Source organism: Lacrimispora sphenoides JCM 1415 (assembly GCF_900105615.1).
In the GTDB taxonomy this organism is placed as follows: domain Bacteria; phylum Bacillota; class Clostridia; order Lachnospirales; family Lachnospiraceae; genus Lacrimispora; species Lacrimispora sphenoides.
The window spans coordinates 4,838,538-4,853,929 of the sequence record NZ_LT630003.1 but is presented as its reverse complement, the minus strand read 5'-3'; the positions used below and the strand labels follow the sequence as shown (position 1 = coordinate 4,853,929).

Below are 15,392 nucleotides of genomic sequence, written 5' to 3'. Positions count from 1 at the left end.
CTATTTTTACACACTTTTTGGTGTTACTAAATTATCATTATCAAGCCAACAAACTAATGCTATGCCTATAATAAAAATCCAATTTATTGTCACTTCGACAATAGATGCTAAAATCAAAGCATATATTACTGTTTGTATTCCTACTACTTTTCTAGTCTTCTTTGCCTTTTGAAAACATTTATAAAACAATATCAAAAAAATTGTAACACCAACAACACCAAATTTAACTACAAAATCTAATAAACCATTTTGTGCATTGGCATAATATGTAAGTTTTGAATTCCACATAACTCCACTCGCAAGTTCCAATGCATCATTACTATACCCATGCCCAAACCACAATTTTTCCTTTATTACAGGAAATAGATAAATATTATACAGATTTAACCTGTTTGTTAAATTGCTCGTCTTATGCAGCACATTTACAACAAAATTTTCTACAAATGGTAGATTTAATAGTACTCCCAAGAAAGGAACAATAATAGCAGACAGCAATAAAAAAACAGTTGCTATTCTTGGGGAAGTCAAAAATCTCTTTAATTTCTCTGGCAAAAATAAGAAAACAACAAATACAAATGTTGATACTAAAGCCGTGGCACAGATGACGTATGCCGAGAAAATTACACTTATTAGAATAAGTGAAACAAAAACAGCTTTCCACAATAAATTTTTCTTTATTTTTTCATAATAAAGTGAATAAAACAGCGCTAAATAAAATATAAAAAAGTAGCTAGAGCTAAATTTAGACCCAAAAAAATACAAAGCATCATTTGAATTATTCTCAATTCCATATATTGCTACAGATACAATGGTTAATAAGCAATAAACAAACGTTATGTTTAGTAAGCACTTTAGCAAACGACTACTCTTGCCCCTATTACAGCAATGCTTAATGAGTGCAAAAACCTCAAAAAAACATACTCCATATAATATTCCGTCCAAAGCAGCTTTAATATTCGCCATTTGTAATACATATAGTATAACTCCTAAAATACTCACATATGCACAGAACACAACTGACTCATTTTTTAGTTCCTTTACTTTCATATGATTGAATAAATAAATCATCACTATTGAAACAAGAACTATCTTAAGTAAGGTTCTAATTGTTTCTGGTAAAAAATACGGTTTAAATAAAGCTATATATAAACAATATATCGCCATATCCATCTTATTTATTGTTTTACTACCCATAAAAGTACTCCTCTAATTTCAGTTTTTCTCACCTAATCTTTCGTCTAAAATACAGTAAGCTCTTGTACTAACCATAAATAGCAAAGCCTTTGTTATATCTTTTTTCATACAAGATAGTTTAAATGGCAGAAATCGATCTATACAAACGCCATCATTTTTTTTATACAGCTTCCCAATAGCGGTACCTTTCATATAAAGCATAGCTATATGATTTCTAAATAATTTTCTTATATGCTTATTATGAATCATATTAGATACTCTAATCAATTCATAGCAGGTACATATCAAATCGATTCCGTTTTGTGTTTTATCTTTAGTTTTCGTTATGGAATTATCTCTACGAACATAATGATAGAATGCAATACCACTTGTATATATTGTATGAGCCCTCATTAATATGCTTGGCGTCCATAACTCATCCTCATGAAGTAATCCAATCTTAAAATAAACACGATTTTCAACTATTAGACTTCTTTTATACACGCCAAAACATGCAGGCGCATACAGCGTTCTATTTGAAAGTTCACTTTTCAAAAACCCCTCTCTATCATACAAACTCTCTCTTTTACTAACATATCCAAATTTTGTCTCCGCTACATTCTCTCTTTCTTCTACAAATCCTGTATAAATAATATCAGGAAATCCCTGGTCAATTATTACATTACTTAATAAGTCTAATGCCCCATCTTCAATATAATCATCAGAATCCAAAAAAATTAAATAGTCTCCTGAGCTATTATCTATGCCCACATTTCTAGTATCAGACAATCCCATATTCTTTTTCTTTTTTATTAATCTAATATTTTTATCGTTGGTATACTCCTCAGCAATCTTAAGAGAATTATCTGTACTGTAATCGTCTATCATAATTATTTCATAATCATTAAATTTCTGATTGGTAATACTTGTAATGCACTTTTTTAAATATTTCTCAACATTATAAATTGGTATGATAATTGAAAAAATCATTCTATTTACTCATCCTATAATTTTGTGTTTAATTCTAGCAATTTTATCGTAGGCATGATTGCCCACGATTTTTTTAATTAATTTCCCTATTCGATAAATCCTTTTATCATTTTCACTTTTCCAAGAAGCAGCATAATGATGAATAGAAATTGTTGAATCTGTTATTTTCATCCTGTCATTTTCATAGTCAAATGGATCAAATACCTCACTTGGATATAGTGTTAATGTTGAAGGATCTTCATAATAGTCACCATTTAAGATAAATCCATTACCTTTTAAGATGTCACTTACAATTGTTACAACAGTAGTATTATCAGGAAGCCCATTTTGTAAAAGAAAGGAATTTTTTGAATAATATTCCAAAATTTCTTCAAGCATTTCTTTTTTAGGCTCGCTCCCCATTATCAATCCAGTTGCAATTAAACCTTTTTGATCATAGCCCATAAAAAGGTTATTATTCAATAACCTTTCTATCGGTTTTATCAGTTCTACATCCGTGTCTAAATATATTCCACCATATGTATTTAACACATCAAACCTTGCAACATCAGATACAAATGCATAGTTCTTTTTTTCATATGCTTGTTTGGCGTATTTGTATTTGCTAATATCAAAATTCGTTTCATTCCATTCTACAATATCAAAATCTGGTGCAAATTCTTTCCAACTTTCAATACATTTTTTTATTAACTCACTCTTAGGATTGTCGCCAAACCAACAATAGTGTATCGTTTTGGGTATCATGATATCTTCTCCTCAAACATCTCATTTACAATTTCACTTAAGTCCGCATTGAACTTGGCATTATTACTGGTATTTTTCCCATCTTTTTTAATTTTATCATAATTCTCAAGAATCGTCCCCAGATTCTCCACATCTTCAACAACCAAAATAGTTCCCATTCTACTTTCTACTTCTTTACAAAACTTCACTTGGTGATCATTAACATGCTCATTAAAACTATGTTTTCTCGGAACAACTACTGGCGTTTTACCAATTTGCAATGGCATTATAAAGCTTGATGGTCCACCATGCGTAATTACAATTCTTGCTTCTTCAACCATTTCTACCATCTTTGAGTATGGAAACAGTATCGACCATGTTGCAATCTTAGGCTCATATGTGCTGTAACCAGACTGAATAATCACTTTCTCATCATGTCTCTCAGCCCATTTATCCATGTACTCAACCAAACGATTAAACTGCTGTTCATGTGTTCCAACTGTAACAAAAATCATATTATTTTCACCATCCTTAGAATATACTGCCTAGATTAATTGCTTTAGGATATACTGCCTTCATCTCATCCCATTCTACAATAAATCTATCTGTGACTGGATAACAGAGTTTACCTGCAAGTGTTGAAGCATCAATTCTATCAAACACTTCTATATATATTGTCTTTGACCCAAATATTTTTCCTATCCAAAAAAAAGGAACAGCAGCTGCTGCTCCAGATGAAATAATTAAATCTGGCTTTTCTTTTCTAAGTATCCTTAGAGCACGCCATGTATTAATTAGAAGTGCCTTAATTGATCGGTTTGAAGGATAATATGCCGGATAAAATATTTCCCCCTGAAGTAAAGAACGTGCATCTTCTTTGTCAAAGGTAACCCAAAACCGATCTTTATTTTCCCAAAATGGTTTCAGCATATATAAGTGTGTCAAATGCCCACCTGACGATCCAACCAAACAGACCTTTAATTTATCGTTTTTCATAGTCCCCCCTACCCTTCTAATGAATATCATATTACAATTCTTTCATATTCTTTCATCACTGAATATTTTAACCATATAATTTTAGGAGTGCCCTTACCAAGCACTCCTAATCGCTCTCACAATTTTCTATGTGCTGTTTTTCTAATTTTCCACTCTATTCATTTGTAATTCCAATGAACGAGCATAATACGGAGTTGTTCCTATTATTTCGCATGCATATTATGCCGCATTCATATTATGATACATGCTTAATATGGCATAAGCATATTCTGTGGCACTCATATTATGGCATATCCATATTATACTGTAAGATTTCATATCACATATACTTTTTATGACAATAATGTTACCTCTTGATCATTTCTTTTATCCATACACAAATTCGGTCAGTTTTTATTATAAAATTTTTAATTAACTAATATAGGACTAATAACCGTATACGCTTCATACAAAATTCCTATCATAAATCGAGAAACATAATTAGAATAGAATCACTCTCTTATAAAAATGGATACTTTTCATTAAATAACTGTTAAAAACATACTTTTATTATACCTGGATAAAAGGTGTTGTCAATCTATTCTATTAAATCAAAATAATTAAAATCTCACTTTATCTTACAAATCTCATATTATAAAAAGTTTCACTTTAATCTTGTAACCAGTAACTTCCTTGTAACACTCCTTCATTAAAAAACTACGAAAATCAGCCAAAAACCTCACTAATTCCCGTTCAAACATTGACAATCCCCCTATAAAAGGTATAATTAATACAGGTTCTTAACATACGTTTACAACCTGTTATTAACGCCAGTTTCAAATCAACTAATAATGGGTAAATGGGGTGAGATGATGTACAAAAAAGCAAATGAAGGCTGGTTTAAATATCTCGATTTCATAATTCTAGATGCATTATGTCTGCAGATATCATTTATTCTGGCCTATTTTATTCGGCAAGAAAATTTCAGACCGTACCGGACTTTTCTTTATCGTAATATGGCTATTCTTCTTTTTATGATTCAAATAATCGTTACATTTTTCTTTGATAGTTTTAAGGATGTCTTAAAAAGAGGATATTACAAAGAACTTATTGAAACGCTGAAGCATACCAGTATGGTGATCCTTTTTACCGTCTCATATTTTTTCCTAACACAAACAGGAGAACTATATTCCCGTATCATATTGCTTCTTACCGGAATGTTCTACGCATTTTCCACATACCTAATCAGAATATTCTGGAAAGATCACCTGAAAAATTCTGGACTAGGCAATAACGGGAAACGTTCCCTGCTGATCATCACAAGCAAGGATATGGCTATACCGGTTTTGAATAATGTATGCAATCACAATTATGAAGGTTTTCAAATTAGTGGAATCGTTATTGCGGATGCCGATTTGACAGGTAATGAAATAGACGGCATACCTGTAGTCTCCGATATCGGGAATGTGGTAAATTATGTACGCCGTAAATGGGTGGATGAAGTGTTTATAAATCTACCAAGAGATTTTTCTCCATTAGAAAATACTGTCGATAGTTTTATCGAAATGGGGATAACAGTTCATCAGAATCTTATCGATATCACTGCTTTAAGTGATCAAAAGCAGCGAGTAGAGCGTATAGGAGATTATACGGTATTGACCATCAGCATTAACATGGCAAGTTCAAAGCAACTTTTTGTGAAAAGAGTTATGGACATTGCAGGCGGTACCATTGGCTGTATCATAGCCGCCTTTCTGTATCTGGTTCTCGCTCCTTGTATTTATATCCATTCACCTGGGCCTATTCTATTTTCACAGGTCCGTGTCGGCAAGAATGGAAAAAGATTTAAAATATATAAGTTCCGCAGTATGTACATGGACGCAGAAAAGCGCAAAAAGGAACTGATGGAGCAGAATCGCATAAAAGACGGCATGATGTTTAAGATGGACAACGATCCGCGTATTATAGGGGGAGAGAAGGGAATCGGAAGCTTTATGCGTAATTATTCCCTTGATGAATGGCCTCAGATGTGGAACGTATTAAAAGGTGATATGAGCCTAGTCGGAACCCGTCCTCCCACAATAGATGAGTGGAATAAATACGAACTGCATCACCGGGCAAGGCTGTCAATCAAACCCGGGCTGACCGGATTATGGCAGGTCAGTGGCAGAAGCAGCATTACGGACTTTGAGGAAGTAGTCAAATTGGATAAGAAATACATAACCGAATGGAATTTTAAGCTAGATATTAAAATATTGCTGAAGACAGTAGGTGTAGTTGCTTACAGGGAAGGCGCTTTATAGATTATATAATTAGGTTATACCAGTGGTTTAATAAACCGCTGGTATAACCTAATTTTTTTAACTTTTACTATTTGCATAATTTCAATAATATCTTATTATATCTTCAATAGCTTTTATAATCACCAGCATCCATTATCTTTCACCGCAGACCATCTCAAATTCATTCTTCTACTTCTTCATAAATTTTCCAGTTATTTAAATTTACATTGGTGATATACTTTTAAAACAGGTGTTACCTATATCTTTATTCACTTTAATATTCGAATAATAAAAAAGAAATTGTGGAAAGTTTAGAGGTCATAAATGAAGTACAACAAGATTGAAGTAGGTCAAAGAATACGTTATCGGCGAATTCTAATCGGTTGGACGCAAGAGGAACTAGCAAAAAAAATTGGTCGTGCTTATAAATATTGTCAGGATATTGAGCGAGGAACATGCGGGATGTCTGTTGAGACTATGTTAAGCATCGCATCAAGTTTGAATGTTTCTTTAGATTATCTGATTTACGGAACAACGGAATCAGAAAAAGAAACCGACGCACTTATGGGCGAACAGCAGGCCGTTATTAGCCTCCTTGGGCAATGTAGTGATCAGAAACGACGTTATGCGCTGGATTTATTAAAATTATTTATGAAAGCCAGTGATAATAGATAAAGATAAAAAGGAACATATTCCAGTCCCCGCTTTTACAGGTGAATTGCAATATGTTCCTTTTATATCTGATTGCATAATTTCTAAACCAGCATCTGATAATTCTCAATATCCAACATCTTCCCAAACTTTACTCCCACTTCCCTTATAGTCCCGCAATGAATAAATCCCAATCTCTCATGAAGCCGGATGCTCGCTTCGTTCCCTCCGGTTATTACAGAAATAACCGTATGAATATCATCCCGTTCCTTAGCCATCTCAATAATTGCATAAGCTAATTCCCCGGCTATGCCTCTGCGACGGTAATCCCTATCAATATATACGGACAGTTCTACTGTGGCTGCATAAGCTTCTTTTGGACGGTAAGAGGAAAGGCTGGCATACCCCAATGCTTTACCATCTTCTTCTGCCACGATCAATGGATGATTCCCCACGTTATGTTCCCGAAACCAGACCAGCCGCTCCTCCATTGTTTTAGGATTCAAATCAAATGTAGCCAGTCCATGTTCCACTTCATAATTATAAATCTTTAAAAGCTCCGGCATATCCTTTTCTTCTGCGGTTCTGATCACCATATTATTTCCTCCTGGGTATGATTGGACTTAACAAATGTATCATACATCAAACTACTGTCCTCGTCCAATACAAATTGCAAGAAAATAAACCCTTTTTATTCCAGCCTTTTTCAGAGCTCGTGTACAGGCTTCTATGGTGCTCCCCGTGGTATAAATATCATCCACTAAAATGACCCCCTCCACCCCTTCTATCATATTTCCTGCTGAAAATGCCTCCTCCAGATTCTTAAGCCTCCCCGCAGGATCAAGCCCCTTTTGGGGCATGGTTTTTTTATTTCTTACCAGCATTGAGGGACAAACAGCGAGTCCAAGATGTTCTCCAATCCTACGAGCCAAAATCTCCGCTTGATTAAACCCCCTCTCCTTTTTCCTGGAAGGATGGACGGGAACAGGAACAAGGACGTCTGCCTCCATGCGGCGGATCAGTTTCCCATACCGAGCATAGATGGCTTCCTCATAAAAATCCAGGTATTCCCGCTTATTCTTATATTTTATTTTCGCCATTGAGCTTCCGGCAGTTTCATCATAATTCAAAAGGGCCCTGCCATACTCAAAGGTACGCTTATGCCTGACACAGTCAAAGCAGTACTCTATATCAGTACTTATGACCTCCTTCCCACATCTTTTACAGACTGGATTCTTGACAAATGATAGTTTTTTCACACATTCCGGGCAAATCAGCCCGCCTTTTGGCATAACGATTTCGTCACAGACTGGGCATCGTCTGGGAAATAGCAGATCAACAAAATATGAAGGGTACATATTATAAGATTCTCCTTAAAAAGAATAGAATTAAAGATTGAATTAAAGAAAAGAATTAAAAAGTAAAATTAAGCTAGAAAATAAATAAAAATTGAAAACAGTAATTAAAATAGAAATTGAAAACATCAATTGGAAACAGTAATTGAAAACAGTAATTAAAAACAGTAATTGGAAACTAAAATTAAGAACAGAAATACAGAAATTAAAAACAGAAATACAGAATTTTAAAACAGAAATTTAAAAAAATAAAAGATCATAAGATAGACGCCTCGCACAAAGCCTGTCTGACCAAAGAATTTACGCAAGTGGCAGGCCGAACAAACATGCATACATATTCCCCCGGCAGCCACTGCGATAAAGAGAAAAACACACATAGCATCTTTCTCTCATTTAATTTAACTTACTGATTTCGCAGATCCGGTCCTTTAATCCCGAATATCTCCTCTGCTCCATTTCATTATTCACCATATCTCCGAAGATTTCCGGCATTCCCACCAGGCAGACACAAGATTTTGCACGAGTCACCGCTGTGTAAATTAAGTTCCTGGTCATTAACATCCTTGGACCGGAAAAAACGGGAATGACCACTGCCGGGTATTCGCTTCCCTGAGACTTGTGAATGGTAATGGCATAGGCAAGCTCCAGTTCTTCCAGCTGTTTAAAGCTGTATTCCACCATGCGCCTTTCGTCGAATTCCACGGTTACCAGCTCTGCAAAGGCATTGATTTCCCGGACAATTCCCATATCCCCATTGTAAACACCGGTGCCCTTGTCCATAGGAATCCCATACTTGTTACGGACCTCCCACTCAATGTTATAATTATTCTTGATCTGCATGACCTTATCGCCTACCCGGTAAGTGACTCCGGTCGTTTCCTTTTCAGCTTTTCCTTCTCCAGGGGGATTTAAATATTCCTGTAAAATGGTATTTAACCGTTCCACACCGATGGCGCCTTTTCTCATTGGCGTCATGATCTGAATATCATAGGTCTTAGCATGAACATAACCGGGCAGTTTGTCCTGAACCAAGGTGATCATGGCATTGATGATCGAATTGGGGTCCTCTCTCTTTATGAAGAGAAAATCATTGCTCTTTTTTCCCAGAGGGACCTGCTCTCCCCTGTTGATCTTATGGGCATTGACCACAATATCGCTTTGGGTTGCCTGACGGAAAATCTTAGTGAGCATAACTACGTTAAAGCTTCCGGAATCAATCATATCCCGAAGTACGTTACCAGGGCCAACGCTGGGAAGCTGATTCACATCCCCTACAAGGATTAGCCTTGTCCCCGGATTAATTGCTTTTAGCAGAGACTGCATCAAATGGATATCCACCATGGAGGTCTCATCAATGATCACTGCGTCGGCATCCAGAGGATTTTCCTCATTTCTTTCAAAATGCATCCCCAGAGACCGGTCATCTCCCGGGACCCCAGTCAGCTCCAGGAGCCGATGGATGGTCCTCGCCTCATATCCGGTGGCTTCCGTCATCCTCTTTGCTGCCCTGCCGGTAGGAGCCGCCAGGAGAATTTCCATCTCCTGGCTTTCAAAGAACCGTATGATCGTGTTGATGGTGGTCGTCTTACCGGTACCCGGACCACCGGTGATGATAAGAAGTCCGCTGTTTACTGCTTCCACCACTGCCTGAACCTGTTTTTCGTCCAGCTCAATCTGCTCTTCCTTTTGAAGCTTAAGAAGCTGGGTCTGGATCTCCTCTTCCGGCATCCGCCCCCTGATATTTAAGTCATGAAGCATCTTTGCCACATTCAGTTCCATGTAATAATACAGGGAAGCGTAAACAATCCGTTTTCCTTCCAGCTCCCGGATGACAAGCCGTTTATCCAGCTGCATATCCATCAGATGCTTTTCTATAAAAGAAGGCTCTATTTTAAGAAGCTCCGAGGCCTGGGACAAAAGCTCTTCCTCTGGCAGATAGGTATGACCGTTTGCCGTAGCCTGTAAAAGGATGTACAGCACGCCGCATTTGATACGGAAATCCGAATCTGTGAAAATCCCTGCTTTTCTGGCAATTTCATCCGCCATTTTAAATCCTACGCCAGGAATGTCATCCGCCAGCTGGTAAGGGTTCTCCTTTAACACGCTGTAAAGCCTGGGTCCATACTCCTGATAGATCTTTACCGCCAGATTCATGGTAATTCCATACTCCTGAAGGAACATCATGGCCTGGCGCATCTCCTTTTTCTCCTCTACCTGCTGAGAAATAGACATCGCCATCTTTTCGCTGACTCCTTTTACTTCAGAAAGCCGTTCCGGCTCCTCTTCCATGACACGGAATGTATCAGCTTTAAAGCGGCGGACGATCCTGGAGGCCAGAGCTGCCCCGATACCCTTGATGGCTCCTGATCCCAGGTACCGTTCCATAGCCGCAGTATCCTCCGGGGCCTTGATCTCATAGCTCTCTACGGTCATCTGTTCCCCATAAACCGGATGCTCGGTCATGGATCCTACGGCTTCAATCATTTCGCCCTCGCTTATGTAATGGAAACTTCCCACAAGGGTATACTCTTCTCCAGCATCCACAAGACTCAGTACAGTGTAGCCGTTGTCCTCGTTCCTGTATTTAATTTTCTCTACAAATCCGCAGACTGTTGCCATGGCTCCTCCCGTAAACGATAAGAAACGCGCTTTACAGGTTTCTTATCGTTATCGCGTCAGACGCCGAATGAAGAATAAACATCTCCACCCGGCTCGTTGTACGCACAAATACAAGCGGACTGCCGCAAAACCAGCCCCGCCGGAATCTTGCGATGCCGCCAGGGTCGTTCTAAAGCAGTCCTGTCAACCATAGGCAGGACCGATATTTCTATCAGCCTGTCTTCTGGTTAAAATTCTGTTTTATTATCTCCGCCATGCATGAATTCAATAAATTTTCCTGTTCCAATGGCTACAGCAGTGAGCGGGTCCTCTGCTATCATCGTTGTGATTCCGGTCTTCTCCTCAATTAAGGCATCCAGACCGCTTAAGAGAGAGCCGCCTCCGGTAAGCACGATTCCCCTGTCAAAAATATCGGCTGCCAGTTCCGGTGGAGTACGCTCCAACACGTTGTGTACCGCGTCTACGATCTGCATGGCCGGTTCTTTTAAGGCATCCAGAGTCTCGTCCGAAGTTACCACAATGGTCTTTGGCAGACCGGTAACAAGGTTACGCCCGCGAACCTCCATGGTTAAGACCTCCGGCCTTCTGTATGCTGCACCGATGTTGATTTTGATTTCCTCAGCCGTTCTCTCACCGATCAAAAGGTTATGTTTCTTACGCATGTAACGGACAAGGGCTTCATCAAAATCATCTCCTGCTACCTTTATGGAGGTGCTAACTACCGTACCTCCAAGAGAAATAACTGCAATATCAGAGGTTCCCCCTCCTATATCAACGATCATATTGCCGCAGGCCTTTGCAATGTCGATTCCAGCACCAATCGCTGCTGCAACCGGCTCCTCTATGATTGCTACCTCTCTGGCTCCTGCCTGATAGGTGGCATCCTCTACCGCTTTTTTCTCCACCTCAGTGGCTCCGCTTGGAATGCACACACTGATTCTTGGTTTTCTCAGCGTTCTTTTACCAACCGCCTTGTTGATAAAATATTTAAGCATCTTTTCTGTTACGGTATAATCAGAAATAACGCCTTGACGAAGAGGCCTTACTGCCACAATGTTGCCTGGCGTTCTTCCGATCATCAGTCTGGCTTCCTCTCCAATTGCTTTGATTTTATTAGTATCACGGTCAATGGCTACAACGGAAGGTTCTTTTAATACAACTCCCTTTCCCTTGATATAGACCAGTATGCTTGCTGTACCTAAATCAATTCCAATATCATTGGACATCATCATTATGATTCCTCCTGTTCGCTGAATCCTGTTCCCAGGGTTACTTTTATCTTCAAAATTATGCCTAATTCGTAAATGAAGTCACAGTTTCTATCTTATTATATACAATAACCCTAGGATTTTAAAGGTTTTTTTTAATTTTTATTATGTTTATTTTTTTTTAATATATGGTACACATTTTAGTCACATTTTCTACGTATAATAGTATTACGTTATCTGAAAGGATAACGGGCCTTTTGTTTCAAGTAACTTACTTGAAATCACAAAGCTTTTTCATACTCATACCGGACGGCGAGAGCCGTCCGGCCCCCCTAAAGAATTCATTACCCGCTTCTTACTGGAAGCGTTTTTTTTATTCCAATTATGTTCCAACATTTCGATTTATTCTGGTTAGATTTATTTTGGTTAGTTTTTTTGGTTAGATTCTTTTTGGTTAGATTCTTTTTGGTAGATTTTTTTTGGTTAGATTCTTTTTGGTTAGGTTCTTTTTAACTCATCTGAGCCAAGAAGCACTCTGCGAGGCCCAAGCGCATCTATATCTGTCAAAATTCTGAAATTTTAGATTTTATCACTTTCAAGAACTGATAAACTTGCTAAAAAGTCAAAAGAGGACACCATCCAGTATCCTCTCTTACTGTCATTCTTATCATTCAATCCAAATAATAATATGTGCCATCTAGCCCAACTTTTTCTTAATTAAGATAATATTAAGATAATTTAAGCGCCCATTCCCTGCAGTCCAGTATTCTGGTGGCAATTCCATCGTAGAATTCCGGTTCATGGCATATCAGGAGAATACTTCCCTTATACTCCTTTAAAGCTCTCTTAAGTTCTTCCTTTGCCTCCACATCCAGATGGTTGGTAGGCTCATCCAAAAGAAGTACATTGGTTTCCCGGTTAATGAGCTTGCATAACCTTACCTTTGCCTGCTCTCCGCCGCTCAGCACCCGCACCTGACTCTCAATGTGCTTAGTAGTCAGACCGCATTTGGCAAGAGCCGACCGGACCTGGTACTGGGTATAGGAAGGAAACTCTTTCCAGATCTCTTCGATGCAGGTGGTGGTATTGCCAGGAGTCATCTCCTGTTCAAAGTATCCAATGGAAAGGTAATCTCCAAGCTCCACACTTCCACCTAAGGACGGTATAAGCCCCAGGATGCTCTTTAACAGGGTGGTCTTTCCAATACCGTTTGCACCTACCAGCACCACCTTTTCCCCGCGCTCCATGGAAAGATTTAAGGGGCTTGACAAAGGCTCCTCATAACCTATGACCATATCCGTAGTCTCAATGATATATTTTCCGGCTGTGCGGGCTTCCATAAAATGAAACTCCGGCTTTGGCTTAACTCTTGAAAGCTCAATGACATCCATCTTATCCAGCTTTTTTTGTCTGGACATGGCCATGTTCCTGGTGGACACCCGGGCCTTATTACGGGCTACAAAATCCTCCAGCTCCGCAATCTCCTGCTGCTGCCGCTTATAAGCCGCCTCTAATTGCGCCCGCTTCACCGCATATACTTCCTGAAACTTTTCATAGTCGCCCACATAACGATCCAGGCTTTGGTTCTCCATATGATAGATGATGTTTACCACGCTGTTTAAGAATGGGATATCATGGGATATGAGGATAAATGCATTTTCATACTCCTGGAGATACCGCTTCAGCCATTCAATATGCTGTACGTCCAGATAATTCGTAGGCTCATCAAGGAGAAGGATATCCGGCTTCTCAAGTAAAAGCTTTCCTAAAAGGATTTTAGTCCTCTGGCCTCCGCTTAATTCCGTCACGTCCTTATCCAGGCCCATGTCGCTTAATCCCAAGGCCCTGGCCACTTCCTCCACCTTTGAATCAATAATATAAAAGTCATGGGCCATGAGAAGGTCCTGAATGGTTCCAAGTTCCTCCATCATGGAGGCCATGGTTTCCTCATCTGCCTCTCCCATTTTGTCACAGATCTCATTCATCTGTTCTTCCATCTGAAACAGGAACGCAAAAGCGCCTTTTAATACATCCCGGATGGTCATCCCCTTATCCAGCACCGTATGCTGGTCCAGATAACCCACGCGGACCCGTTTCGCCCACTCAACCTTACCTTCATCCGGCTGTAATGTTCCGGTTATTATATTCATAAATGTGGATTTACCTTCCCCGTTGGCTCCGATCAGGCCGATATGCTCTCCCTTTAAAAGACGGAAGGATACATCCTGAAAGATGGCACGGTCCCCGAATCCATGGGTCAGATGTTCTACGTTTAATATGCTCATTGAAAAACTCCTTTATTATTACGGTTTACTTTGGCTTTTCGCCGGCTTTTCACTATTCTAAATACGAAACATCATAATTCTACATGACAGAAGCAATTAAGGCAAGCAAAGGTTGCAAAAAAAGTCAAAAACGTTTATGATAAACCCAAAAGAATTTTCCATGGAAGGGTTAAGTTTATGTATTTATATACTTGGTATCAATGGCTGCTGTTTTTCTTCATCTATTGCTTTATTGGCTGGATCATCGAATCCACTTATGTTTCCGTAAGAAGCCTTCATTTTGTAAACCGCGGTTTTCTCAGACTTCCCCTTCTTCCTCTCTACGGAAGCGGGGCTATTATCATGCTGTGGCTGTCCATTCCTGTCCAGGGCAACTTATTCCTGGTGTTTCTCTTTGGTATGCTGGGTGCTTCCGCTCTGGAATACATGACCGGATATGTCATGGAGCGCCTGTTTAAGATGAAATATTGGGATTACAGCAGCAATCCCTTTAATTTAAACGGTTATGTCTGTCTTACCAACTCCATCGCCTGGGGATTTCTTACTCTTTTGCTGACGGAAGTTATTCACCGTCCCTTAGAATGGCTGGTCCTTCGCTTAAACGGGACAGCGTGCATCATCCTTGTGATTATGGTTGACCTCCTTTTTGTCACTGATGCCATACGCTCCACCAAGGAAGCCTTAGACCTTGGCCGCATCCTGGAAACCATGACAAAGCTAAAGTCCGAGCTGGATGAGGTGCAGGTGCAGATGGCCTTGTTAAAGGCGGAAACCGCCCAAAAGGTATCCGACATAAAAACCGAGACTATTATGAAGGCTGCCAGTTTAAAGGGAGAAACCATGGGAAAGATTTCCTCTTTAAAGGCCGAAACTGCCAGTGCATTAAAAGAATCCGCCTTAATGGAACGCCTTCAGTCACTAACGGAAACCAAAGAGAAATTGACCGGACGACTGACCTCTTATCGAAAGGGAATCCTTCGCCGGAACCCTACCGCTTCATCCCGGCTGTTCGGTGAGGCCTTAAGGGAATTAAAAGAATATTCCAAAAAATATAAAAAGTCATAATAAAAAAAACATAAGAATAAAGACGGAGTCTGGCTTTTAGCCAGGCTCCGTCTTTATTCTGTCAAA

At 39.0% G+C, this 15,392-nt stretch carries 13 protein-coding genes; 3 read left to right on the top strand and 10 right to left on the bottom strand.

Going from position 1 to position 15,392, the window contains the following annotated elements; all coding sequences use genetic code 11:
- Positions 1–6 precede the first annotated feature (6 nt).
- The 5 genes from BMX69_RS21905 to pssD are packed head-to-tail and all read right to left on the bottom strand — an operon-like array spanning position 7 to position 3,882.
- Complete coding sequence (locus BMX69_RS21905; RefSeq protein ID WP_100043519.1) at positions 7–1,194, bottom strand: O-antigen ligase family protein; 1,188 nt, start codon at positions 1,192–1,194, stop codon at positions 7–9.
- 18 nt (positions 1,195–1,212) lie between these two features.
- Positions 1,213–2,163, bottom strand: a complete 951-nt coding sequence (locus tag BMX69_RS21900) for a glycosyltransferase family 2 protein (RefSeq protein WP_100043518.1) — start codon at positions 2,161–2,163, stop codon at positions 1,213–1,215.
- 9 nt (positions 2,164–2,172) lie between these two features.
- Positions 2,173–2,907, bottom strand: coding sequence for a glycosyltransferase family 32 protein (locus BMX69_RS21895; protein ID WP_100043517.1), 735 nt, complete (start codon positions 2,905–2,907; stop codon positions 2,173–2,175).
- Entirely contained in the window at positions 2,904–3,401 is a 498-nt protein-coding gene (locus tag BMX69_RS21890; protein WP_100043516.1) for a glycosyltransferase, read from the bottom strand. Before BMX69_RS21890 ends, BMX69_RS21895 begins: the two co-directional genes overlap by 4 nt.
- Positions 3,402–3,417: 16 nt before the next feature.
- On the bottom strand, positions 3,418–3,882 hold the full coding sequence (pssD, locus tag BMX69_RS21885; RefSeq protein ID WP_100043515.1) for a PssD/Cps14F family polysaccharide biosynthesis glycosyltransferase: 465 nt from the start codon (positions 3,880–3,882) through the stop codon (positions 3,418–3,420).
- An 851-nt stretch (positions 3,883–4,733) separates the two neighbouring features.
- Between pssD and BMX69_RS21880 the strand changes: the two genes are divergently transcribed.
- Together BMX69_RS21880 and BMX69_RS21875 are read left to right on the top strand one after the other, a co-directional pair.
- The gene (locus tag BMX69_RS21880) at positions 4,734–6,164 is read left to right on the top strand and encodes a sugar transferase (RefSeq protein ID WP_100043514.1); all 1,431 of its coding nucleotides are present in this window, start codon (positions 4,734–4,736) and stop codon (positions 6,162–6,164) included.
- A gap of 303 nt (positions 6,165–6,467) precedes the next feature.
- Positions 6,468–6,818: a helix-turn-helix domain-containing protein gene (locus BMX69_RS21875; protein WP_054791892.1), complete on the top strand. Its 351-nt coding sequence runs from the start codon at positions 6,468–6,470 to the stop codon at positions 6,816–6,818.
- 80 nt (positions 6,819–6,898) lie between these two features.
- Here BMX69_RS21875 and BMX69_RS21870 read toward each other — a convergent pair whose 3' ends face one another.
- The 5 genes from BMX69_RS21870 to BMX69_RS21850 form a co-directional block, all read right to left on the bottom strand.
- Entirely contained in the window at positions 6,899–7,390 is a 492-nt protein-coding gene (locus BMX69_RS21870) for a GNAT family N-acetyltransferase (RefSeq protein WP_100043513.1), read from the bottom strand.
- 51 nt (positions 7,391–7,441) lie between these two features.
- Positions 7,442–8,152: a ComF family protein gene (locus BMX69_RS21865; protein WP_100043512.1), complete on the bottom strand. Its 711-nt coding sequence runs from the start codon at positions 8,150–8,152 to the stop codon at positions 7,442–7,444.
- Positions 8,153–8,542: 390 nt separating this feature from the next.
- On the bottom strand, positions 8,543–10,768 hold the full coding sequence (recD2, locus tag BMX69_RS21860; protein WP_054791891.1) for an SF1B family DNA helicase RecD2: 2,226 nt from the start codon (positions 10,766–10,768) through the stop codon (positions 8,543–8,545).
- A 227-nt stretch (positions 10,769–10,995) separates the two neighbouring features.
- Positions 10,996–12,006: a rod shape-determining protein gene (gene mreB, locus BMX69_RS21855; protein WP_100043511.1), complete on the bottom strand. Its 1,011-nt coding sequence runs from the start codon at positions 12,004–12,006 to the stop codon at positions 10,996–10,998.
- A 698-nt stretch (positions 12,007–12,704) separates the two neighbouring features.
- A complete protein-coding gene (locus tag BMX69_RS21850) occupies positions 12,705–14,261 on the bottom strand; it encodes an ABC-F family ATP-binding cassette domain-containing protein (protein WP_100043510.1) in 1,557 nt (518 codons plus the stop codon).
- Between the two features lie 177 nt (positions 14,262–14,438).
- Here BMX69_RS21850 and BMX69_RS21845 point away from each other — a divergent pair, with 177 nt between their 5' ends.
- Positions 14,439–15,326 carry a putative ABC transporter permease gene (locus BMX69_RS21845; protein ID WP_100043509.1) on the top strand — a complete coding sequence of 296 codons (888 nt, stop codon included), beginning with the start codon at positions 14,439–14,441 and terminating at the stop codon, positions 15,324–15,326.
- Positions 15,327–15,392: the final 66 nt, after the last annotated feature.